Genomic DNA, 21,934 nt, shown 5'->3' with positions numbered 1-21,934 from the left:
CCAACTGAGCTATTCCCGCATGCGGTGTATAATACATGATGAAAAAATAGGGTCAATCATTTTTTGCATGTCATTGTACTGACTGAATAAATAAACAACATTTTTAGAAAATAGTACTGTTAAATGATTCAGGTTATTTGTTTTATAAAAGTTTTCATTATCTGCAAAATTTTCTATATCGCTTGCTATGAACTGTAGTCACGCGAAAAATCAAAAGTATTAGATATAAAAAATCCGCAGTACTGAATTTCTAAAAGTGAAGTAGACTGCGGATTTTTAGATGAGTCAAATTAATTTTATTAAATTTAAACTATTGAATAATATAAAAATTATTCAACTGTCACACTTTTTGCCAAGTTTCTAGGCTGATCGACATCTGTACCGCGCAAAACTGCCACATGGTAAGACAACAATTGTACAGGAATACTATACACAATTGGCGCAAGCAACGCGCTGACCTGTGGTACATAAACCACATGCTGGCGTTCTTTATCTGCAGGAATGCCGCTGTGTTCATCTGCAAATACAAACAGCTCACCACCACGTGCCTGTACTTCTTCCATATTGGATTTCAGTTTATCCAGCATGTCATCTTGCGGTGCTAAAATCACCACAGGCATGTCATTATCGACCAATGCCAATGGGCCGTGCTTTAATTCACCCGCAGCATAACCTTCTGCGTGAATATATGAAATTTCTTTCAGTTTTAACGCACCTTCCAAGGCAATTGGGAATTGTGTGCCACGACCCAAGAACAAGCAGTGATTTTTCTCTACAAACAATTCAGACAAACGTAAAATTGCCGTATCATTTTGCAAAGTATCTAAAATCACTTTTGGTGTGTGCCACAAGCCTGCAATAATTTCAGCTGTATCTGTCGCTGCTATTGCATTTTTCACCTGACCAATTTTGAGCACCAACAGCATTAATGCTGCCAACTGTGTGGTAAAGGCTTTGGTCGATGCCACACCAATTTCAGGACCTGCAAGCGTCAACAAACTATGATGGGTTTCACGCACCATAGATGAAGTCGCTACGTTACAAATGGTCATGGTGCTAATATTTAAGCCTTTTGCAGCAGCACGTTTTTGCGTGTCGCGTAAAGCAGCTAAAGTATCTGCAGTTTCACCCGATTGTGAAATGCACACATACAACGTATTATTCACAATCACTGGCGTGCGATAACGGTATTCGCTGGCAATTTCCACATGACATGGCAAGTTAATCAGCTGTTCAAACCAATATTTTGCAATCATCCCCGCATGGTAGCTGGTACCACAGGCAATAATCTGTACCTGTTGAATCTTGGCAAAATCAAGCTCGGCATCTTTCAGGAAATCTTCACGTAAAGCGTTGCCATTCAATGCTTGTGAAATGGTTTGTTGAATTGCTTCAGGCTGCTCATAAATTTCTTTGAGCATGTAGTGTTTATATTCACCCTTCGATGCATTGCTTACAGTTGCATCCAGCTCTTTTACAGGGCGTTGAACCGTTTGACCATTTACAAAAACTTCAATGCTGTGGCGGGTTAAGCGGGCAATATCACCTTCTTCCAAATACATGAAACGGTTGGTAATTGGCAATAACGCCAATTGGTCTGAACTGATAAAGTTTTCGCCAATACCGACACCAATCACCAAAGGCGAACCTTCACGTACCGTGATCAACTCATCTGGATAATCGGTATGGATAATACCTAATGCATAGGCACCCTTAAGTTGTGGTACCACTTGTTGAACCGCAGTCAGTAAACCTGCTGCAGTTTTTAAGGCATGATTGACCAAATGTGCAACCACTTCGGTATCGGTTTGAGAGTTGAAAACGTAGCCTAAAGTTTCCAGCTCGTCTTTCAGTTCTTGATAATTTTCGATAATACCGTTGTGTACGACAGCAACATTGCCAGAAATATGCGGATGTGCATTGTTTTCAGTCGGTTTACCATGTGTTGCCCAACGCGTGTGCGCAATACCGAGTGAACCTGTTATTTGAGAATCGAGTACTGCTTGCTCAAGATTTGCGACTTTACCGACACGGCGCTCACGCAAGACCTGACCTTGACTAATCAGTGCCAAACCTGCGGAATCGTAACCGCGATATTCTAAACGCTTTAAACCTTCAATGAGGATATTGGTAATACTACGTTCTGCAACGCCACCGACAATACCGCACATAGGAACTTCCTCTTATTTTTTCAATTTTTGTGGACGTTGATAATTTTCTTTAGTGAACTGTTTAGAACGTTCCACAGCTAAACACTGTTCTGCAACATCACGGGTAATAGTCGAGCCTGCGCCTACCGTTGCACCATTGGCAATGGTGACAGGTGCAACCAATGAACTATTTGAGCCAATAAAGACGTGGTCACCAATAATGGTTTTAAACTTATTGGCACCATCATAATTGCAAGTAATTGTACCTGCACCAATATTGCTGCCTGCACCCACTTCGGCATCCCCTAAGTAGGTAAAGTGGTTGGCTTTGGAGCCTAAACCAATTTGACTGTTTTTCACTTCAACAAAGTTGCCAATATGTACTTCATTGGCCAATATCGCACCCGGACGTAAACGAGAAAATGGACCAATTTGTGCATCTTCGCCCACAACCGCTTGGTCAAATACGCTATACGGCTGAACTTTAGTGCCCGCAGCAATTTTAGTGTTTTTAAGAATACAACCTGCACCAATTTCTACGCCATCACCCAGTTCGCAATCGCCTTCGATAATCACGTTAATGTCAATGCGAACGTCTTTACCTGCAGTGAGATTACCACGTAAATCAAAACGGGTTGGGTCAATTAAATGCACACCTTGTTGCATGAGTTGCTTGGCTTGGAAGTTCTGGAATTCACGTTCTAAAGCAGCCAATTGCACACGGTCATTCACGCCTTCTACTTCAAAAGCCAGTTGAGGTTCTACCGATGCAACTACTAAACCATCGGCAATTGCCATCGCCACAATATCGGTCAGGTAATATTCACCCTGCGCATTGTTATTGCTCAGTTTTGGCAGCCATTCATGTAATTTGGCATTGCTGACGCAGTAAATACCCGTGTTGATTTCTTGAATTTGACGCTGTGCTTCAGATGCATCTTTATGTTCAACAATCGCTTGAATTTTACCGTTTTCACGCACAATACGACCATAACCCGTAGCATCGGCAAGGGTGAGTGTCACCAATCCAATTTGGGTTTCACGTGAAACATCGAGCAGCTTTTGTAAAGTTTGCTCTGTAATACAAGGCACATCACCCGATAAAATCAGAGATACGCCATCTTGTGGTAAAACAGGCAAGGTGACTTTCACTGCATGGCCTGTGCCGAGCTGTTCCGCTTGTTCGACCCACTGCACCTGTTCATGTGCAAACGCATTTTGAACCAAAGTACCGCCGTGACCGTAAATGGTAATAATATGATCGGCTTGTAATTTTTTTGCGGTATCGATCACGTGACCCAAGAGTGGGCGTCCTGCAAGAGGTTGTAATACTTTTGGTAAATTTGAACGCATGCGCGTGCCTTTACCTGCTGCAAGAATAATCACGGTGGTAGACATGTTGAATCCTAGTGATGGCTAAACCAAAGTAAAAGATAAATAAATATAAATACATAATGCGGCCCAAAGACCCGCAATAATATCGTCCAGCATGATGCCAAAACCACCTTCGACCTGACGATCAATGACACGGATTGGCCAAGGTTTCCATACATCAAACAGTCGGAATAGGACAAAACCTACAATGACCCACATCCAACTGATTTCATTGATAAAAATCAAGGGTAAAAAGGTAATGGATTGTCCTGCAAATTCATCCCAAACAATACGACCATCATCATGTACGCCCATAACCTGTGCAGTACGTCCACAGATATATATGCCAACGAGCGACATCATAGTAATGGCAAAAAGGCTTGGAATAAAACCAAGTGCGAACCAAATGGGAATGAATAGCAGAGCAAAGGCCGAACCAAAGGTACCGGGAGCTTTGGGTAGTAGACCTGAACCGAAGCCAACACCACAGCAGACTATCAGTCGGTCAGTCCAAGACATGGCTTTGAAATTAATCGCGGGTTTGTGCAAAGTGTTGGTATCCATGAAAATGAAGTGAACGATCTACGCCATTCTGTTCAAAGCTTAAGCGGTTTTGGTTGTTAATTTTGCCAATAATATGAATAGGGGTATTCAGCGGTTTTTGCAAAAGCTGCTGATAATTTTGTGGGCTTATTGTAAAGCATAACTCATAGTCATCGCCACCTGCCAAAGCATATTGCCACTGCTTTTGTTGTGGTAATTCGGTTAATGCAGCATCTATGGGTAGTTGGCTGAGTTCAATACAAGCGCCGACCTGAGAGGCTTTGAGAATATGCCCTAAATCTTGTGCCAAACCATCTGAAACATCAATCATGCTTGAAGCCAGACTTTTGAGCTGTTGCCCGAGTTGGCAGCGAGGAGTCGGGTAGTCTAAGCGTTGTTTTAAGGGATGATCGAGGTGATCTAAACCAAAAGCGGCATCGCCGACTTGTCCGCTGACGCAAATATAATCGCCGACTTGTGCGCCTGAACGTGGAATGGCATGTCCTTGTTCAATCCAGCCTAAGGCGGTAACGGAAATGGTGAGATGGGGACTTTGTGTGGTATCTCCACCAATTAAACTTACCCCAAATTGATCGCAACAATCATGTAAACCCTGACTAAACCCTTTGAGCCAGTCGTGATCAATTTGGGGTAGGCTCAATGCCAATAATATACTGTGTGGGGTGGCACCCATGGCGGCAATGTCAGATAAATTGACCGCAACCGACTTCCAGCCTATCGCATGTGGGTGGGTGTTGAGGGGGAAATGTCGTCCCGCGACTAAAGTGTCGGTACAAATGACCAATTGCTGTTGTAGTGGAGGAGTGAGCAGAGCTGAGTCATCACCGACACCTAAATCGACTGCATCTGGACGCGGTCTGTTGAAATAGGTCTCAATAATGGAAAACTCAGCCATACAACAATCGACTCAATATTTTGAATTATTTACTTTGTTGCTTTTCTGCTTCACGTAAGCTGTTGGCAAGACGGTCTAATACACCATTGATGTATTTGTGGCTGTCTGCACCGCCAAAGTGTTTTGCCAATTCAATCGCTTCATCCAATACCACACGGTATGGAATTTCCAGATGTTGTTCTAACTCATAAGCACCTAAACGTAAGGTGGCGAGTTCAACACCATCGAGGGCTTGAATGTCACGATCAAGGACAGGTACCAGTAATGCATCCAATGCTTCATGATTGGCAACCACTTGAGTCAACAATTCATGATAATAGCCGAGATCCACTTTGTGCATGGCATTTTCCACACGGGTGCGTGCTTCAATTTCATGTACTGGATTGTGGCTCATCTGCCATTCATAAATACCTTGCACAGCAAAACGACGTGCTTTACGTTTTGCTGCATAAGTTGCTTGAAGTGTTTGCGACATAGCGTTAAATAGCCTTTAACAAGTTAACCATTTCAATTGCAGTTAAGGCAGCTTCACTTCCTTTATTACCTGCTTTTGTTCCAGAGCGTTCAATCGCTTGTTCAATACTATCCGTAGTCAATACACCGTTAATCACAGGTAAGCCTGTATCTAAACCCACCACGCCTAAACCTTTGGCACATTCGCCTGCAACAAAGTCAAAATGTGGTGTGCTACCGCGTATTACTGCGCCTAGTGCAATAATCGCGTCATAACCATTCGTTGCAGCTAATTTTTTAGCTACAACAGGAAGTTCCCAAGCGCCTGGTGCATGAACAACGGTGATATTATCCTCTGATACGCCATGACGTTTCAATGTGTCAATTGCGCCATCAAGCAAATGCTCAACCACAAAACTATTAAAACGACCGACTAAAATCGCATAACGGCCTTCGCTAGCGAGATGTAATAAACCTTCAATACGGCGAATTGCCATAGCAACCTCGATTATTTCTCTGATGTTGGATCTGCGGTGACGTATTCCACCACTTCTAAGTTAAAGCCTGATAAAGCATTGAAACGTAATGGTGAGCTGAGCAGCTTCATTTTTTCAACACCTAAATCACGTAAAATTTGTGCACCGACGCCAATGGTTTGATACTGCTGTGATAATGCAGCATTGGCTTTGCCCTGTTTCGGGGTTTTAAGGCTGTCTAGGGCAGGGCCCAAGTCTTGCAATTGAGCTTGACCAATCCAGACCAAAACACCACGTTCACTGTTGGCAATTTCTTTTAAAGCACGGTCTAAATTCCACGTTGCCGAAGCATCTTCTTTCTTAAGCTTGAGTAAATCACGGGTTGGATTAAAACCATGCACACGTACTGTAGTAACGCCTTCTTTTGGTTCGCCCTTGACCAATGCTAAGTGAATGTCTGGGTTGCCCAGCTCACGGTAGCGATATAAGTCAAAAGTACCATATTCAGTGTCGATGCTTTGCTGATCCAAGCGTTCTACGGTTTGCTCATTGGTCATGCGATAGTGGATTAAATCGGCAATGGTGCCAATTTTTAATCCGTGCTTTTCAGCAAAAACTTCTAAATCAGGACGACGTGCCATGCTGCCGTCTTCATTGATGATTTCACAAATCACCGACGCAGGCTCTAAACCTGCCAAACGGGCAAGATCACAACCTGCTTCGGTATGTCCTGCACGGTGCAATACACCACCTGGCTGTGCCATGAGTGGGAAAATATGCCCAGGCTGAACAATATCGGCAGGCTTGGCATGTGCAGCGACCGCAGTTCGAATGGTATGTGCACGTTCTGCGGGAGAAATACCTGTGGTAATGCCTTCAGCCGCTTCAATCGACAAAGTAAAGTTCGTACCGTGTTGTGCGCCATTAGCATCCACCATTAACGGTAAGTTTAATTGCTGGCAACGGTCACGACTTAAGGTTAGGCAAACAAGACCACGCGCATGTGTGATCATGAAATTGATATCTTCAGGGCGAACGTGGGTAGCGGCAATGACTAAATCACCTTCATTTTCACGATCTTCATCATCCATGAGGATGACCATTTTTCCTGCACGGATATCTGCTACAAGCTCTTCGACAGTATTGAGCGGCATCAATCTTCACCTTCTTATTTGTCTGAAACGACATTGAATGAAAGAGATGCATAGTCTAACGTTTTTTTACCTGTTTTGCCTATGCTTATCATTTTCATTGCGTGATTTATGGTTATACACAGTGTCATCAGGCTTGGAAAGAGGCGAAAATGAGGATTTGCTGCGTTGCTGTAGATTGTTTAAGCAATTGAGATGAAATGCAAAATCTGTGAAAAATAAAATTGTATTAGTTATTAGGAATCATCGTCCTTATCTTTGCCTTCACGTGAACCCACTTAGGTTTTGGGAAAGGCAAGAATTGGGAAGACTTTGAACAGAAATATTTTAAAAGTTTAGAGAGGCTGGTTGTCCACGATACTGTCTAGGATCAGATGCATGCACGTGTAGCAGTCCTCAACAGATGTACGCAATTAGGTCGAGCACTTACCTAAGTTACGCCTTAAATTTGGTTCATTTCGAGGAGCTTTGTCTTTCAAATCTTTGTGCAACAAACCCGTCGATTTATATAGAAGTGACAGATGCAATGGTCTGTGAAAGCGGTTTTTTAATGCGAAATGGTATAACTGATAAGTTTATGAAAAATGAAAGGGAGTAATGAGCAAGCATCTTAAAAACACAGTAATTTTTAAAGCAATTTTAATCTTATTCGCTTCATTCTCAGCTCAGTATTTTAAGTGGGCAGGTTAATCTGACCTGAATTATTCCAGTTAAAGCCCTAACCACTAATTGCTTGAAATATCAACTATATGTTTAAGAGTAGATGCGATTGAGGGACTGCAACAAAACGATGAGATGAAATACAGAATAAATAGCAGTTTTAATTTGAAATTTAAAAATAAACACTTTTCTGTGATTTATTGCACAATAAATGCAAAAAAGTCATGTCTTGCATATCCTTAATGGTCTTTGTGTGGTTAGAATATAACAACTGTGCCCAAGATCTCTCACGTCTGTTATGAATATATTAATCGTTGATGATCATCCGCTGTTTCGCCATGCCTTAATACAGGCGGTTCGTTATAGCTTACCGCAAGCTCAAATTCATGAAACTGCTGCAGTGAATGAATTGTATGAACGTTTGGAAAATGGACCTGAACCTGATCTTATTTTATTGGATTTGAACTTACCAGGGGCTTCTGGCTTTTCTGCATTGGTGCATGTGCGTGCGCAATATCCATCTATCCCAATTATTGTGGTGTCTGCTCACGAAGAAGCATCGATTATTCAACGTTCAATTGCGCATGGGGCGATGGGTTATATCCCAAAATCGGCACATCCGAGCCATATTGGTGAAGCAATTCGTCAAGTTTTAGAAGGTGAGATTTGGTTGCCACCCAACCTGGCTGCGAATGTTAATTTTGACCCACGTGCTGCAGATGAAACGGCTTTGGCTGAACGTATTCAGTCATTAACACCTCAGCAATTTCGTGTATTGATGATGGTGGCAGAAGGTTTGTTGAATAAACAAATTGCCTATGAATTGGATGTTTCTGAAGCAACGATTAAAGCGCACGTAACCGCAATTTTCCGTAAATTAGGTGTGCAAAATCGTACTCAGGCGGTATTGGCAATCAATGCATTAAATATTGAAGAAAAGAAAATGTAATATGTGACTGATCTGTAGAAGATGAGTTTAAAACCGCTGTGTTGATCTTGAAGATTGAGCAGCGGTTTTTTTTGGTGTGTGGTTGATAAGAGGGTGATGCCAACAAAGTTGTTGATATGCTACCGTTTTAAGCTGTAGTGAGCTTTGTTGCTTGAATATTTTGCAAGATAATGATTTTTAAAGTCTTGTTAAAATTATAATAAATATAATGAAATCATGGTGCTAGTTGTTTATTCGGCAAAATCCTACCGCCGTTAGGACCTCTTTGCCTCTTTGCACCATTTATATCGAAACGCAGGTATTTAACTTTAATTGCATCGAGCTTGTTGGATTCTTTAGCCATGAAGCAATCCTCACTTGTTAGTACTTTTTCTGAAAAAATAAAAAAACCGATGGAGTATTCATTTTTCTATTTTCTATAGATACTAACAAATATACCGATAAACTTGTCGGTATACTACCGGTTTACGCCGTAGCGTGCAGGCGTAAAAAAAGGCTTAAACCCTTAAGATTTAAGCCTTTGTGGATTCTGAGGTATGTTTCAGAACTGAATCTTGGCGGTGAGAGAGGAAGTCTAAATATGGTTGTAAGTTATTGAAAATAATAATTATAAAAATATATAAAATTAAATATACCGACAAATATACCGACAAGTGAAAAAAGTAAAAATATCAGATCACATATCGTGAATTTGATTCCTTAACAATCGATACGTGAAATTTGATATATCAAATAAGGTTTATAGCAGAAAAAGATATAAATAGTTTTACGGCTTCTTTTGATTTTTATTCCAAATATTATCCTTTCAAATTAAATCTTATAGAAGGAGTTAGGAAAAAATTAACTTTTCAATAGAAATAAAGCCCTCATAAGAGGGCTTTATTTATTTCTTGATTTCTGGCGGTGTTGGATAGGAGGGTTTTGTTGGAATTAGCTTGTCACCCTTAATCACTCTTGTTGGTGGTGGCGGTGGTGGCGGTGGAATAGTTTGGCTTTGCGACATTATGTCTCCCTCGATTTTTTGGTATAGAAAAAACATACTAACAATAAAAGTTAGTATCAATAGTAAGTAAGAAGAAACAGCTAATCTGGCTAACCATTTCTGTCTATATACATTATTTTCATAAAAGATTGCTGAGCAGCTTGAATATTGCGATGTGAGATAAATTAAAAAATGATCATCAATATATGTATTAACTGCCTGTTCGGTGGCATCTGGAAAATGGCTAATATAATGTTGCCTTAAAGTATTTCTATAATTTTCCATTTCTGAGTTTGAGTTTACAAGCTCGTCAGATTTTAGATTAGTAATACAAAACAAAGCATATATTACAAAAGCTAGTACTAGTGCAGCGGCCACCCAGAGAATGATAACAATACTTAATTGCATACATCCGAGCTTCATCAATTCTTCTTGCATACTGAAATTTGCAGTAATACAAGCAGTGATAAATACTGAAAACAGAGCCATTCTTGTATAAATTTTTTCTTTAAAATCGATATGAAAAAAATAATCTGATCGATACATCTCTAATCTTTTTTCCAGATCCATAGCTTCCCTTTGCCCCCCCATTCAAATTCAATAATCTTAGTTAGTTCATTTTCCTATGTAGATAGAGGAAAACATTTTATTAGTCATCCTAGATTTAATAGATCAAGATAATGTTCAATTTACGCTAGTGTAGTGCCTTCGTTGGATCTTTAATATAAGCATGTGTTGGAACTCTTATTTATAGAAAGACCATTAGTGCATAAAAAAAAGCCTACTTCATGAATCTGGCGTTTTTTATGCTTTTTGAATCAAAGATAAACTTTTATGCTTTCCGCATAAAAAGACACTTTTGAATGAATAATGATCTACTACACCACAACGAAAACTGATTGTCTTATAAGCTTAATGCAGTGCGTTTCTAACGGCAGTGCTAAGTTTTGGTTCTCTGATTCTGTGAGCTTTTCAAAGTTTCATACTGTCATCCCGAAGTTGATCCTGGAGTATGGTCTCGATCTGGATGAATCTTTACGCAAGCGAAAATCAGACTATGGGGAACCGGTGTGGAGTTTGGTCATCAACTATGATCCAGCCAAGAATGATGTATTCCAATTCTGGTTGTTTACCACAGGCTACAGGGAGGCACGAAGAAGTAAGCTGACGCTAAAAGAAATACTCGCTAAGAATTCCAGCATGGTGCAAAAGCAAAAGCTCAACAGTATTTTGACTGTCAAAAAAGAGAAGCTGCTTCGCTATGGAGATTATGTACTTGGACAGTACATAGAGTTCAGCGATCTTAAACCTCAATTTGCTAAGACTTATTATCACCCGGAGCAATTTGGAGTGATATTTAATACCAAGACAATCCGAACAAAGACAATTGATAGTAATAAGAATTCAATTTACCGAATTTTTAAACCGTTCGATAATTTTGAATTAAAACGGCTTGCTGGCATTAATAAAAATTTTGGTTTTGCCTTTCTTGAAAATAAACATACTCGCTGGAATCAAACCTCTGTAAGTCAGTTTTTATTAAAGCAGTTTGGGATTAAGTTTGATGCGCATACCGGTTATAACGACCGATTAAAAGAGCTGACTAAGGTATTACGTGGAGTTCGTAAAAAGCACTTGGAGTTTTTCCAGCGTCATTCTCAGAAGAAAGTCCGCTACACCTGGTATCTATCAAAAGATTTTATGCAGTCGGCTGAAAGGGAGTTAGATAAGAAGATTGATTTAATCTCTACAGGTAAGGCAGATCGATTAAAAGAAGCTACATATCGATTAAGTGCACATGGTAATTTCCATGGTACCCGGCACCAAATTGGAAAGTTACAGGCCAAGACCAGATCAAAATTAAATAGTAGGGATCCAAACCATAAGAAACTAAATCAAATGTATTTCCCTCAAAATCTTCACTATGTACGGTTTACTGCTAAAAAGGCTCAGAATATGAAAGAGTTTGAATTGGCATGCCAGAATGCAGACAAGATTTATATAAATAAAAAGAATCGGTCGAGAACTAAAGCTACTCACTAATCTATTTCAATCTCTAATAATCTTTGGAAATTGAAATCTACCCAATATTGGTATCATTCCGAAAACGGTAATATTCCCAATATTGGGATTTTGAACGATCCCGTTTTTGGGATTTTGAATGTACCCGTTTTTGGGATGCAGAACCTATCAATGAATCTACCATTGAACCGATCATCTCTTTTGGAGAGCTGTTCAAGTTTTTAGGTGTATTTTCAAGAATACTTATAATTAAAGGTTGGAACCAATCTAGCTTATGTGTCAATTTTGCACTGGCTTGAGCTGTACGAGATTTAAATTATAAAAATGACCAAAGGTACATGAAAAGATTTAAGGTGCTAATACGAAAAATTAGAGCGTTTTAGGAATGCTTTTAAAAAATATCATTTGACCTGTTTGGATACGCCGTACTGGTAAAGATGATTGACGAGTGGCGCTGATAACCAGGTGGAATTTAAAACTAGAAATATAGTGTTTTGCTCCTTGCCTCGCGCGCGCGCGCGTTTTGTCGAATACACACATTTTTTAAGGACTTAGATTGCCTCCTAATAGCTTAAGAATTATTGGAGGGGTTATGGGAATTTATATAGAGCTTAATAATTTCGAAGCACCCAGAAGGCTGATTTTTCTAAAAGCAGAAATTAAGTACGGCGTGCCTGATTATAAAAAGATGATTGCTGAGTTAAAAAACGGACATGACATGACTGCTGAAAAGATTGCGTTTGTTCTGCCGGTTGCTAACGCCAGCACGGTGTCCGAATGGGAACATGGTGGTAAACCGAATTATGAAAATGGTGATGCTTTTATCGAACTTTGGATGGCTTTGACTGATAAAACAGTGAAGGATATTCCACGAAATTATAACTGGGGTATTTAAAATATGAAAAAACCTATAGTGACGGCTTTTAAGCCTTTAGACTGTGACGATATGGAAAGGTCGATCCAGCTATGTAATGGAATTGAATATTTAATTGATGACTTTCTAAGAGAGATTCATGGGAAGGAGCCAAACCAATTGTTTAAAAGCGAATACCAGGCTCATTTATTAAAGATTGCATCTCACCTTGAAGAGCTAATCCATCGGCTTACTTATTTGACCAATAAAAATAACAAGGCGTTTTATTTTAATTGTTTGTACTCGATTCTTAAAAGTTTGAGCAGAGCATCCAATCCACTAATTATTACGGCGTTTCACTTAGATCCAAAGCATGAATTTAAACGGTTACTGAATCGTAATACGTTTGAATTTGAAGTAACGCAAATTACTAAGAAAATTCAGTTTATAAAGCCTGTATTGCAATCACTTGCTGTAGGCCGAAAGTCAGGTATTAGAAGTATCTCACACTCTTTTTAAAAGTATTCTAGTACAAAAGAGGGGCTTTTATAGGCTCCTTTTTATTGCTGTACAAACACATTTTTTGAGGGCTAACGCCGTTTTAATTTACAGGTATGAAATAGCATTGGATACAGTGCTTGATTACTTAGGAATTAAAAATGAAAGAACAATGTAAGCAGGCCGTAGCTAAGGCTTTAGGAAAAGCATCACTAAATGCTCAAGAGGTTCAAAATATTGAAGCCCGAATCAATCAGGCTATGGTGAATCTAGCGCGCAAAGACATTGACCACTGGAGAGGCTTAACTGATCTGGAAAAGCTGTCTGCTGCCAGTAAGCAAGTAGCAGAAGACATACAAGCTGACTTTGCTCGTAAGAAGCGAATAGCCGTACAAGACATTCTTATCCAAAATAAAAACCTAGCCATTCTTCAAGATCCAGCACTCAAGATAAGCGCATCAGAGCGTATAGACCGGATGGTTGCAGCGTATGGCGACATGTCAGGCATTCAGTCTGCAGACTCTAAGACCAGAGTGATAGCAGACCTTTACCGAGGGCAATTGGTAGATACCTATCTAAATATCAAAGGTGGCCTAGGGATATTCACTGACAAGTCCCTAGTACAGAATATTATTAAAGAATTGCATATGGAAAGCACTGGAGATGCTACGGCGCTTAAAGCAGCTCAAGGCATTAGCAAGACCTTTGATGACATCTTGGAGCGTTTCAATCGTGCAGGTGGCGACATTAAAAAACGCCGTGATTATGCATTACCACAACATCACAGCCCACAAAAGGTAGCTGAGGCAGGTCAAGAACAGTGGACCAATGACATCATTGGCTTAATCAAACGTGAGGACTTCGTAGATGCTCAAGGTAATCTAATGTCTGATGATGAATTGAGAGATGTATTAGGGAATATCTACACGTCTATTGTGACTGACGGCGCTAATAAAATTGAAGTAGGGAAAGGTTATGTCGGCGGCGGTGCAAAGGTCACTAGCAAGCACCAGGAGAGCCGTGTACTTAACTTCAAGAATGCAGATGCATGGATGGACTATCAATCCCAATATGGTGGTATGCAGTTTGTAGACATCCTGGAAAGTCACATTACAAGCATGTCGAAAGATATTGCCTTAGTGGAAACCTTCGGAAGTAACCCACGCCCAGCCATGCAGATCCTTATGCAGAGTGCTAGGCATATCGACACTGTACAGAATGGTATTAAGCCGGACAAAGTAAACAAGTCCCTTGTACGTGCTGAGACTATGTTTGATGAGTTCACCGGGCAGAATCCACCAGAGAGTAAGGTGCTTGCCAATGCTGGACTAACATATCGCTCCATGAATGTGGCCTCAATGCTAGGCGGTACTGTCCTGTCCTCTTTCACTGACCAAGCTATGATGCTGAAAACAGCCCACGTAAATAGAATTGCATACCGGAAAGTATTTGGTGAGATGCTTCGGATGTTGAATCCAGCAAATGCAGAAGACAGGCGTTTCGCTCATAGTCTAGGGCTTGCCACTGAGGAGATGCTAGGCTCTCTTAATCGCTGGTCGGACGATGGCCTAACGTCTGTGCATGGCCGTGCTGAACAGATTGCTAAGGCTTCGAGTTCTCTAGCTACTCAGGTGCTACGTGTATCTGGCTTAAACGCTCTTACTGCTTCATCTAAGATGGGCTATTCCACTATGATGATGAACAAATTTGCAGATTTAACACGCTCTAAAAACTGGAACGATCTTAGCGCCGTAGACCGTGAGTTAATCCAAGGGGGTGGCCTCTCAGAAATGGATTGGAAGGTGATGCAATTAGCCGAGCCAATAATAGATCCAAAGGGCAACCCATTAATGCATGCCCAAGCTATCCAACGTATTCCAGATGAGAAGCTCGCTGAGTTTGGCGATCCAAAACGAATTAAGGATGAAGTATCAACCAGACTGCATACCCATATTCTTGATGAGCAAGGTATGGCAATTATTGAGGCAGGCATTCGAGAGCGTACCAAGTTCCAAGTAGGCAGAGCTGGTACAGAAATGGGGGAGTTTTGGCGCTGTGTAACTCAGTTTAAATCGTTCCCTCTAGCCTTCCTTATGCGACATGGCAGCCGTACCCTATCTAAAAACGGTTGGGCTAGTAGGGCTTGGTATGCTGGCTCATTACTCGGCATGACTACATTACTTGGTGGACTAGTTGTTCAACTTAAAGAGCTTGCCTTAGGTAATGATCCGGCTGCCATGTTTGATGATGATGACAACCTGGAGACAGAAGCAAGGTTTTTCACTCGTGCCTTTGTTGCTGGTGGCGGTATGCCAATCATAGGTGACATTATGGTGGCAGGTATGGACCCAAGTGGGCGTGATACTACTGACTTTTTAGTTGGTCCAGTAGGTAGTGATGCAAAAGCTATCCTATCTCTAACCTTCGGTAACCTGAATCAATGGTATGAGGGCAAGGATACTAATGCTGGCAACGAAGCTTACCGATTGCTTAAAAGCAAAATCCCTGCTCAAAACCTTTGGTACACCAAAGCTGCTACTAACAAACTAATCTTTGATGGCCTTCAAGATGCCATTGCACCAGGTTATCGTGAAAAGCTTATTAGAAAGGCTGAGAAGGAACAAGACCGTACACAGTGGTGGGGAGAATGGGACGAGATAGAAGCCCCGGATTTTGGTAAAGCCATCGGGCAATAAAAAAAGGAGCTTCGGCTCCTTTCTATTTTTCTATAGATAGGGTATGTATTGTTCATTTGAAATATCAAAGTAAAGAGAATTGAGATGCTTTATATTCTGGCTCTGATTATAGCAATAGCCATTAGTAGTTTAGGATTCATGCTATACCAAAATAAAATGAATCAGGTCAGAGTTTTTGATAGTAGAGAGGAGTTAACAGCCTTCCTCCGTAAAAAATATACTTCAGAGGTTAAGAGTAATCAGCCTATCCATGGTTTCGTATTAGATGAAGCATCCCTGCAGATAACCTTACAAGATCCAGCTATGGCAAGCTTGGGACGATCCGCCATTGATGTGCAAGTAAATCTTGTGACTAAAGATGGGTATCAGGAAGTAAGTGCACCATGCGGAAATGTGCAAGCCCAATTCAAGAAAGGAGATTTCGTGGTCGTACTTCCGATCCATAATGAACGTCATGGATTTTGGCATTATGTGACTATTGCTAAGTTACAGCCTATTTATGATGGTAAGAAGAAGAGCTGGATAATTTCCGAGAATTACCTGCAGGCATAGGACGAAAATAAAATGATCTTAGATCGAGAATTTCAGCTTGAACTTATGACAAATCCGGCAGAGTGCAAGGGACTTCTGAGAATGTAATAACCTACGGCGATATACAAAACCTTCAAGGTAAAGCATTTGGAAATATCTTTATCGAATCAGAGACTATGTGTGGAGCAGATCGCACTTGGACAGTTCAGGTTAAACGCGCCATCCTGGTCGTGGATGGCAAAAGAGAAGATTTATTGAAGGCTAAGAAAGTTCATATTGAAGACTTCCAGCCGATGAAATTTAAAGTTGCTCCGTAAGTATTAAGTCTTTGATTTTATAAAAGTCGAAGCTATTGGATTTCACCAATAAAGTTCTGAATATAATCTAAATAATGTGAGATTTAACTGGCATTAAGCCTTTATCTAAAGGAATTTCCAATCTAAATATTATGGACATATCTAGCTAAATAATTTTAAACTTGCGTAAATGCGCAAACTGAAATAATCTGCAAGTTATGGAAAGAAATCTCGAACAATATCGTACACCTGGACAAGCTCTTTCAGCTCTTCTAATTGAGAAGGGGTGGAATGGTAGAGTCTTAGCTGGGATTTTACAAATTGATGAGTCTGGCGTTAATAGGCTATTACAAGATAAAAAATCTATTTCTCCTAATTTAGCTATTATTTTTGAAGATATCTTTAAAGTACCAGCCGAACAGTTTATTAATTTGCAAGGTCAATATGATCTAGCCAAAGCTAGACTTAAAATTATGCCGGACCCTCAGCTTGAGTACCGTGCTAAGTTATTCGGTAGTCTACCCATAGCCGATATGATTAATCGCTCATGGCTAAATGTAGAAAATAAGAAAGATTTCAATAAGATTGAGTCAGAGTTATTACGTCTTTTTAAAGTAGATTCTTTAGAAAAGATAATAGAAATAACCCCTCATAGCGCAAAAAAATCTAATTGTGATGATATTGCTACGCCCGTGCAGTTAGCGTGGATCAATCATGTAAAAAGAATCGCCTCGGAAATGATTGTGCCAGCCTATAGTCCAGAAAAAGGAAAAATGGCAGCTGAAAAATTAAAACCTTTACTGTATTCCGCTGAAGAAATTAGAAAAGTTCCTCGTATTCTTATGGAACACGGTATCCGCTTTGTGATTGTAGAATCGCTTAAAGGATCAAAAATGGATGGCGTATGTCTATGGTTAAATGATGGAACTTCACCAGTTATTGGAATGTCATTACGTTTTGATAGGATTGATAATTTTTGGTTTGTATTACGCCACGAGTTAGAACATGTCATTCAGGGACACGGTAAAATTGTCCCAAAAATCGATATAGATATTCACCCTGGTGAAAGTGAAGATGAGGATGAGAAAATTGCAAATGAGGCTGCGGCATATTATGCAATCAGTGAGCAAAAAATGAATAGTTTTATCGCTCGTAAATACCCTTTCTTTGCTGATATCGACATTATGGGATTAGCAAATACTATTAAAGTACATCCAGGAATTATTGCTGGGAAACTTCAGTACCATACGAAAAAATACAATTTATTTAGAAAGCATTTGGTTCCAATTCGACCAATTCTTACACCTTCAGCTGTAGTTGATGGCTGGGGGGATGTTTATCCACTTGAAGACTAAGGAGTAATTTTAAGTGAATCAAAACCAAGCATTTCAAGAAGCCATAAGGCTTTATAAGAGGAAAACCGGGCTATCGGAAGTTGATTTAAAGGAGGTGGCAAAGTTTGCTGTTGAGCAGCTGGGTTATAAACTTCCAGAACCTGTCGATCCTTTAGATGTTTTAGCAAAAAAAATTGCTGTTGCAGCGAGAGAGGAGACTAGAACAGATAAGTCGACAGGGCGACCATACCGAGTAAACCATGCAGTGCCCAAGCAAGGCTCTCAACAGTCATTATGGATTGATATTGATGAAGCTCCACGCCCATTAATACAAAAGTCATTCATGAAGCGAAGAGATGGAATTCTCGGTGATGCATTGCAGTTATCATTAGATATGGATCACTGGAATAGCGTCAATTCGACCGAAGAGCCAATTCTAATTCCTATGGACTTTACAGAAGACGTAGAGGAAAGAAAGAATGCTACCAATCATATGACCGCAGATACAGAAAACAAAAAACCGATATAAAAACATATTGCTTTTATATCGGTTCTTATCTCGAGTAATTGACCAGAATTAACTGTATTAGACGAGCCTAGGAAACTTAATCTTAATACTTTTGAATTATGGTCACAAGTATAATGCCTACCTTAAAGGTGGGCTTTTTTTTATAAAAGATGTTACCCATCACATTTGTCTTGTGGTTTTGCCAATTACTTTCAATCTCTTGCTACGGCTCTACAATTCTTAATATGCATGAAATTAGATGCTATCTAATTTCCTTAAAGTCGACTCAAATCCAAAATTGTCATGGTTCCCCAGTGCACAGCACCAGTGTCAATCCAGTAGCAGTTATCGCGCTTGCATGGCTTTTGGGTGACCGTGTGACCCATAATGACCGCATCAACACCTGATACGCAGGTGTACTGCTTTTTCTCCTCATCTAGTCGGTCACGGCCCCACATGGCTAACTGGGATGGTTCACGGAATGCTGTTGGCTCTTGAGTAAAAGTTTCCTTAAATTCTTCCCAATTGTTCTGCTCAATATGCCCATGAACAAAACCGAACTTTTTACCGTTGTGACTGATTTCTAAAACAACTGGCAACTCAGCGAAGGTTTTTGCAATGTTGTACATCGCCTGCCCATCCAGCATGTAAAACCATTCTCCACCATTGGAAATATGGCATTGCTTGTACGCCTCATCATGCAACCCACCAATACATAAATCCTCGTGATTGCCACGCACTGACGTAAACCATGGCTTGGACAGCAACTCAACACACTGAATGTTTTGAGTGCCACGATCCACCAGATCACCAACCGCAACCAACAAATCATTTTCAAAGTCAAAACCGATTTCCTTAAGGCGAGTCATAAGCAGGTTGTAGCAACCGTGAATATCCCCAACGGCCCACAACCTCCCTTTAATTTCTTTATCCCAAATTTTTACTAAATTCATGCCTTAATCCTTTTATTTTATTAATCTATAACGCCGTTTATCTCGCTGCTATCTTCAAAAATATCCATTTGGCCAATCTTGTATTTGTACGTCATCCATTCACCTTCACGGGGTTCACGGCTAACACCCGTTTCAGTCCGCCATAGTTGAATTAATGCCTCTCCATTTTCATAATTTGGAATACCCCCACGCGCCCATTCAGATACTGTTGAAGCACCTGATACTGGTAAGACAAATGCAATCTTTTCGTGTGTCCAGCCACATTTGTTTAAGTCCAGAATCATTCGATTAAAGTCTGGACGTTTGTAACCGCGCTGTTTAACAATAAATTCTTTAACTTTCTTTTTAGTTCTTAGATTGATGAATCGGTCAGCTGCGGCCTTCTGCGCTATAGTTCGATCAATGCTGTGTGCCATTTATTTATGCTCCTTGAATTTCGTTAATTGCGTCAGAATCCAAATTGGTAAATTGGCAATACTTCAGTTGAGCATGCATATATGCGGTACCTGTTTCGCCGTGACGGTTTTTGCCAACAATAGCCTCAGCAATACCTCGGTACCGAGTTTCTTTGTTATAGACTTCATCTCGATACAGGAAAATAATTTGGTCTGCATCTTGTTCTATCGCGCCCGATTCACGTAGATCCGACATCATTGGTCTTTTATTAGGTCGCTTCTCTAACTCACGATTGAGCTGAGATAAAAGAACAATGACGCAATCAAACTCTTTGGCCATGGCTTTCAGCTCACCGGTAAAATAAGCAATCTTTAAATCCTCCCGGGCGAACTGTTTTGTTGTCTTCATAATCTGAAGGTAATCAACCAGTACCACACCGATGGAGCCGTACTGATGTTTTACTTTACGGATAGATTCCCTGATATTTGCAATAGATGGACGGGAAGTATCATTGATCTGCATTGGTACCTTTTGAAGCATCACAACGGCGTTTGTATATGCTGTAAATTCCTCTTTAGGTAGCAGATGAGGGGAATTGCGTACTACTCCAATATCTGCCGGTGCAATCGCGCAACAGAGACGCATGGCGATCTGCTCTTTAGGCATTTCGCCAGACATGATGAGGGCTGGCTTTTTCTGTATGACTGCTACATTGTTTGCGATGAGCTGGAGCATCGTAGTTTTACCCATCGCGGGCCGTGCAGCCACCACCATTAGACATCCAGGTTCGACATCGCCTAACTTTTTGTCCAGGTCATAGATACCCGTTTGAATCCCTGTAATCATAGAACTGCCCACAAGCGCTGCTTCAATCTTGCGATGCATTTCTTGAAAAGTATTTGCTGCTGCATCATGGATGTGAAATAGAGATTCACTTCCTGATTCAGTATTCAGATCGGCAAAGGCGGTTTGCGCATTTTGGACCAGTTCGCCGCGGCTTACTGTTAGTTGCCTTGCTTGTTGAATGATCTTGAAGGCTTCAGCTTCAACTTGGCGACAAGTCGTCAGATCCTTCAATTTCTCAGCATAAGACACCAGGTTATAAAAGCTGGAAGGGGCATCACCTAAAATTTGCATGATGTATTGCTCACCACCAGCAGCTTCAGAATAGTTACGCATTTCTAGCCACTGGTTAACCAATACGGCGTCATATGGTGAATTTTTAGAATCAAGATCTACTATGGCCTGAAAAATTAGTTTGTGGCGTGTAGCGTGGAAATCTTCTTCGGTCAGTAGATTTTCAACTTGGCTATACGAGCTTGAAACAGTCATCAGTGCTGCAAGTACAGCTTGTTCAATTTGTAGATTATGAATAGGCGTATTCATTGAGGACCTCCTAATAGGCTCTTAGGCTTAGTCGGTAAATTAAGAAATGGTTGAGCCGTATTAGCTTGCTGTCCGGTCAGAGACTGAATGCCATATTCAGGATTCTGCTTTTTGTAGCGTTCAAACTTGTCTACAATCCAAGCCGTGAACTTATGAAGTTTTTTACTGTCAGATAGTCCGCTATTATCAAAATAAGAGTTGAATGCACTTAGCTCGAATTCAAAGCTAGGTAAGCCAAAGATTAGGTCTATATTGTTGCCATGACCTGCCATCTTTATCTTTGTTATTAACTGATCTACATCAGGAATCCAGTCATGCTCTTGAGAGAGATTCATTGGTAGATTCCCTGATAGATTCTGTACCCCGTTTTTGGGATCGTTCAACATCCCGTTTTTGGGGTTATTCAAAGCACCATTTTCGGGATCATTCCCATTTTTGGAATCATTCCGTTTTTGGGATTGTTTAATGTTCCCGTTTTTGGGTGTATTGGCATCATCTAAATTTTGGGTATGGTCCTCGCGCCCTTTCACGCCGTTGAGTTTAAGTATTCTGACTCGCTTGGTCGGCCCAGTACGTTCTCCCGTATCTTGAACCAAGCCAAGGTCGATCAGTTCTAGAATAACTTTTTGAACAGTTTTTTTGTCCAGCACTGTATCTTTTGCCAATCTTTCTATGCTTGGCCAAGCAGTATGTTCTTCACCAGCTCGATCTGCTAGTGAAAGCAGAACGAGGCGTTGTGATGAATTGTTCACTGGAACAGTCCAAGCCCAGCGTGTTGCATCAATGCTCACTAGGCCCTCCTTGCTG

Annotated in this window: 21 protein-coding genes and 1 pseudogene; 9 read left to right on the top strand and 13 right to left on the bottom strand. The window is 40.6% G+C overall.

Annotation, left to right across the window (positions count from 1 at the left end; translation table 11 throughout):
- Positions 1-329 precede the first annotated feature (329 nt).
- The 7 genes from glmS to ribBA are packed head-to-tail and all read right to left on the bottom strand — an operon-like array spanning position 330 to position 7,066.
- Entirely contained in the window at positions 330-2,171 is a 1,842-nt protein-coding gene (gene glmS / locus L6C30_RS08325) for a glutamine--fructose-6-phosphate transaminase (isomerizing) (RefSeq protein ID WP_230245495.1), read from the bottom strand.
- A 12-nt stretch (positions 2,172-2,183) separates the two neighbouring features.
- Positions 2,184-3,548, bottom strand: coding sequence for a bifunctional UDP-N-acetylglucosamine diphosphorylase/glucosamine-1-phosphate N-acetyltransferase GlmU (gene glmU / locus L6C30_RS08320; protein WP_230245494.1), 1,365 nt, complete (start codon positions 3,546-3,548; stop codon positions 2,184-2,186).
- Between the two features lie 18 nt (positions 3,549-3,566).
- A complete protein-coding gene (locus tag L6C30_RS08315) occupies positions 3,567-4,088 on the bottom strand; it encodes a phosphatidylglycerophosphatase A (RefSeq protein WP_236162848.1) in 522 nt (173 codons plus the stop codon).
- Positions 4,054-4,983 (bottom strand): thiamine-phosphate kinase, encoded by a 930-nt coding sequence (gene thiL, locus L6C30_RS08310; RefSeq protein ID WP_070153633.1) that lies wholly within the window; start codon positions 4,981-4,983, stop codon positions 4,054-4,056. The genes L6C30_RS08315 and thiL overlap by 35 nt, the downstream gene beginning before the upstream one ends.
- 25 nt (positions 4,984-5,008) lie before the next feature.
- Positions 5,009-5,458, bottom strand: coding sequence for a transcription antitermination factor NusB (gene nusB / locus L6C30_RS08305; protein WP_070153631.1), 450 nt, complete (start codon positions 5,456-5,458; stop codon positions 5,009-5,011).
- A gap of 4 nt (positions 5,459-5,462) precedes the next feature.
- The gene (gene ribE, locus L6C30_RS08300; RefSeq protein ID WP_230245493.1) at positions 5,463-5,933 is read right to left on the bottom strand and encodes a 6,7-dimethyl-8-ribityllumazine synthase; all 471 of its coding nucleotides are present in this window, start codon (positions 5,931-5,933) and stop codon (positions 5,463-5,465) included.
- Between the two features lie 11 nt (positions 5,934-5,944).
- Positions 5,945-7,066, bottom strand: coding sequence for a bifunctional 3,4-dihydroxy-2-butanone-4-phosphate synthase/GTP cyclohydrolase II (gene ribBA / locus L6C30_RS08295; RefSeq protein ID WP_236162847.1), 1,122 nt, complete (start codon positions 7,064-7,066; stop codon positions 5,945-5,947).
- A gap of 955 nt (positions 7,067-8,021) precedes the next feature.
- Between ribBA and L6C30_RS08290 the strand changes: the two genes are divergently transcribed.
- A complete protein-coding gene (locus L6C30_RS08290; protein ID WP_019838241.1) occupies positions 8,022-8,672 on the top strand; it encodes a response regulator transcription factor in 651 nt (216 codons plus the stop codon).
- A 214-nt stretch (positions 8,673-8,886) separates the two neighbouring features.
- Here L6C30_RS08290 and L6C30_RS14910 read toward each other — a convergent pair whose 3' ends face one another.
- Together L6C30_RS14910 and L6C30_RS08285 are read right to left on the bottom strand one after the other, a co-directional pair.
- Entirely contained in the window at positions 8,887-9,015 is a 129-nt protein-coding gene (locus tag L6C30_RS14910; RefSeq protein ID WP_268920010.1) for a hypothetical protein, read from the bottom strand.
- 540 nt (positions 9,016-9,555) lie between these two features.
- Positions 9,556-10,224 (bottom strand): hypothetical protein, encoded by a 669-nt coding sequence (locus tag L6C30_RS08285; protein ID WP_236162846.1) that lies wholly within the window; start codon positions 10,222-10,224, stop codon positions 9,556-9,558.
- A gap of 345 nt (positions 10,225-10,569) precedes the next feature.
- Between L6C30_RS08285 and L6C30_RS08280 the strand changes: the two genes are divergently transcribed.
- From L6C30_RS08280 to L6C30_RS08245, 8 genes and pseudogenes are all read left to right on the top strand, one after another.
- A complete protein-coding gene (locus tag L6C30_RS08280; protein ID WP_374706587.1) occupies positions 10,570-11,697 on the top strand; it encodes a hypothetical protein in 1,128 nt (375 codons plus the stop codon).
- A gap of 571 nt (positions 11,698-12,268) precedes the next feature.
- A complete protein-coding gene (locus L6C30_RS08275) occupies positions 12,269-12,571 on the top strand; it encodes a hypothetical protein (RefSeq protein ID WP_236162844.1) in 303 nt (100 codons plus the stop codon).
- 3 nt (positions 12,572-12,574) lie between these two features.
- A complete protein-coding gene (locus tag L6C30_RS08270; RefSeq protein WP_236162843.1) occupies positions 12,575-13,048 on the top strand; it encodes a hypothetical protein in 474 nt (157 codons plus the stop codon).
- A gap of 140 nt (positions 13,049-13,188) precedes the next feature.
- Positions 13,189-15,723, top strand: coding sequence for a hypothetical protein (locus L6C30_RS08265; protein ID WP_194559018.1), 2,535 nt, complete (start codon positions 13,189-13,191; stop codon positions 15,721-15,723).
- Between the two features lie 84 nt (positions 15,724-15,807).
- Positions 15,808-16,275, top strand: a complete 468-nt coding sequence (locus tag L6C30_RS08260; RefSeq protein ID WP_180066426.1) for a hypothetical protein — start codon at positions 15,808-15,810, stop codon at positions 16,273-16,275.
- Between the two features lie 47 nt (positions 16,276-16,322).
- Positions 16,323-16,571, top strand: a pseudogene (locus L6C30_RS08255) (hypothetical protein); the annotation flags it as partial.
- A gap of 197 nt (positions 16,572-16,768) precedes the next feature.
- Positions 16,769-17,905: a transcriptional regulator gene (locus L6C30_RS08250; protein WP_004964752.1), complete on the top strand. Its 1,137-nt coding sequence runs from the start codon at positions 16,769-16,771 to the stop codon at positions 17,903-17,905.
- Between the two features lie 13 nt (positions 17,906-17,918).
- Positions 17,919-18,413, top strand: coding sequence for a hypothetical protein (locus L6C30_RS08245; RefSeq protein ID WP_004964749.1), 495 nt, complete (start codon positions 17,919-17,921; stop codon positions 18,411-18,413).
- A gap of 254 nt (positions 18,414-18,667) precedes the next feature.
- Here the strand turns inward: L6C30_RS08245 and L6C30_RS08240 are convergent, their stop codons facing one another.
- The 4 genes from L6C30_RS08240 to L6C30_RS08225 are packed head-to-tail and all read right to left on the bottom strand — an operon-like array spanning position 18,668 to position 21,918.
- Entirely contained in the window at positions 18,668-19,345 is a 678-nt protein-coding gene (locus L6C30_RS08240; RefSeq protein ID WP_236162842.1) for a metallophosphoesterase, read from the bottom strand.
- Positions 19,346-19,365: 20 nt separating this feature from the next.
- Positions 19,366-19,761, bottom strand: a complete 396-nt coding sequence (locus tag L6C30_RS08235; RefSeq protein WP_236162841.1) for a hypothetical protein — start codon at positions 19,759-19,761, stop codon at positions 19,366-19,368.
- Between the two features lie 4 nt (positions 19,762-19,765).
- Positions 19,766-21,127, bottom strand: a complete 1,362-nt coding sequence (dnaB, locus tag L6C30_RS08230) for a replicative DNA helicase (RefSeq protein WP_236162840.1) — start codon at positions 21,125-21,127, stop codon at positions 19,766-19,768.
- A complete protein-coding gene (locus tag L6C30_RS08225; RefSeq protein ID WP_194559022.1) occupies positions 21,124-21,918 on the bottom strand; it encodes a helix-turn-helix domain-containing protein in 795 nt (264 codons plus the stop codon). Before L6C30_RS08225 ends, dnaB begins: the two co-directional genes overlap by 4 nt.
- Positions 21,919-21,934 lie beyond the last annotated feature (16 nt).

This window comes from Acinetobacter sp. KAM396 (genome assembly GCF_021602765.1).
Lineage (GTDB): Bacteria > Pseudomonadota > Gammaproteobacteria > Pseudomonadales > Moraxellaceae > Acinetobacter > Acinetobacter towneri_A.
Note: the sequence above shows the minus strand (reverse complement) of the source record. Positions and strands in the feature narration are given on the sequence as shown.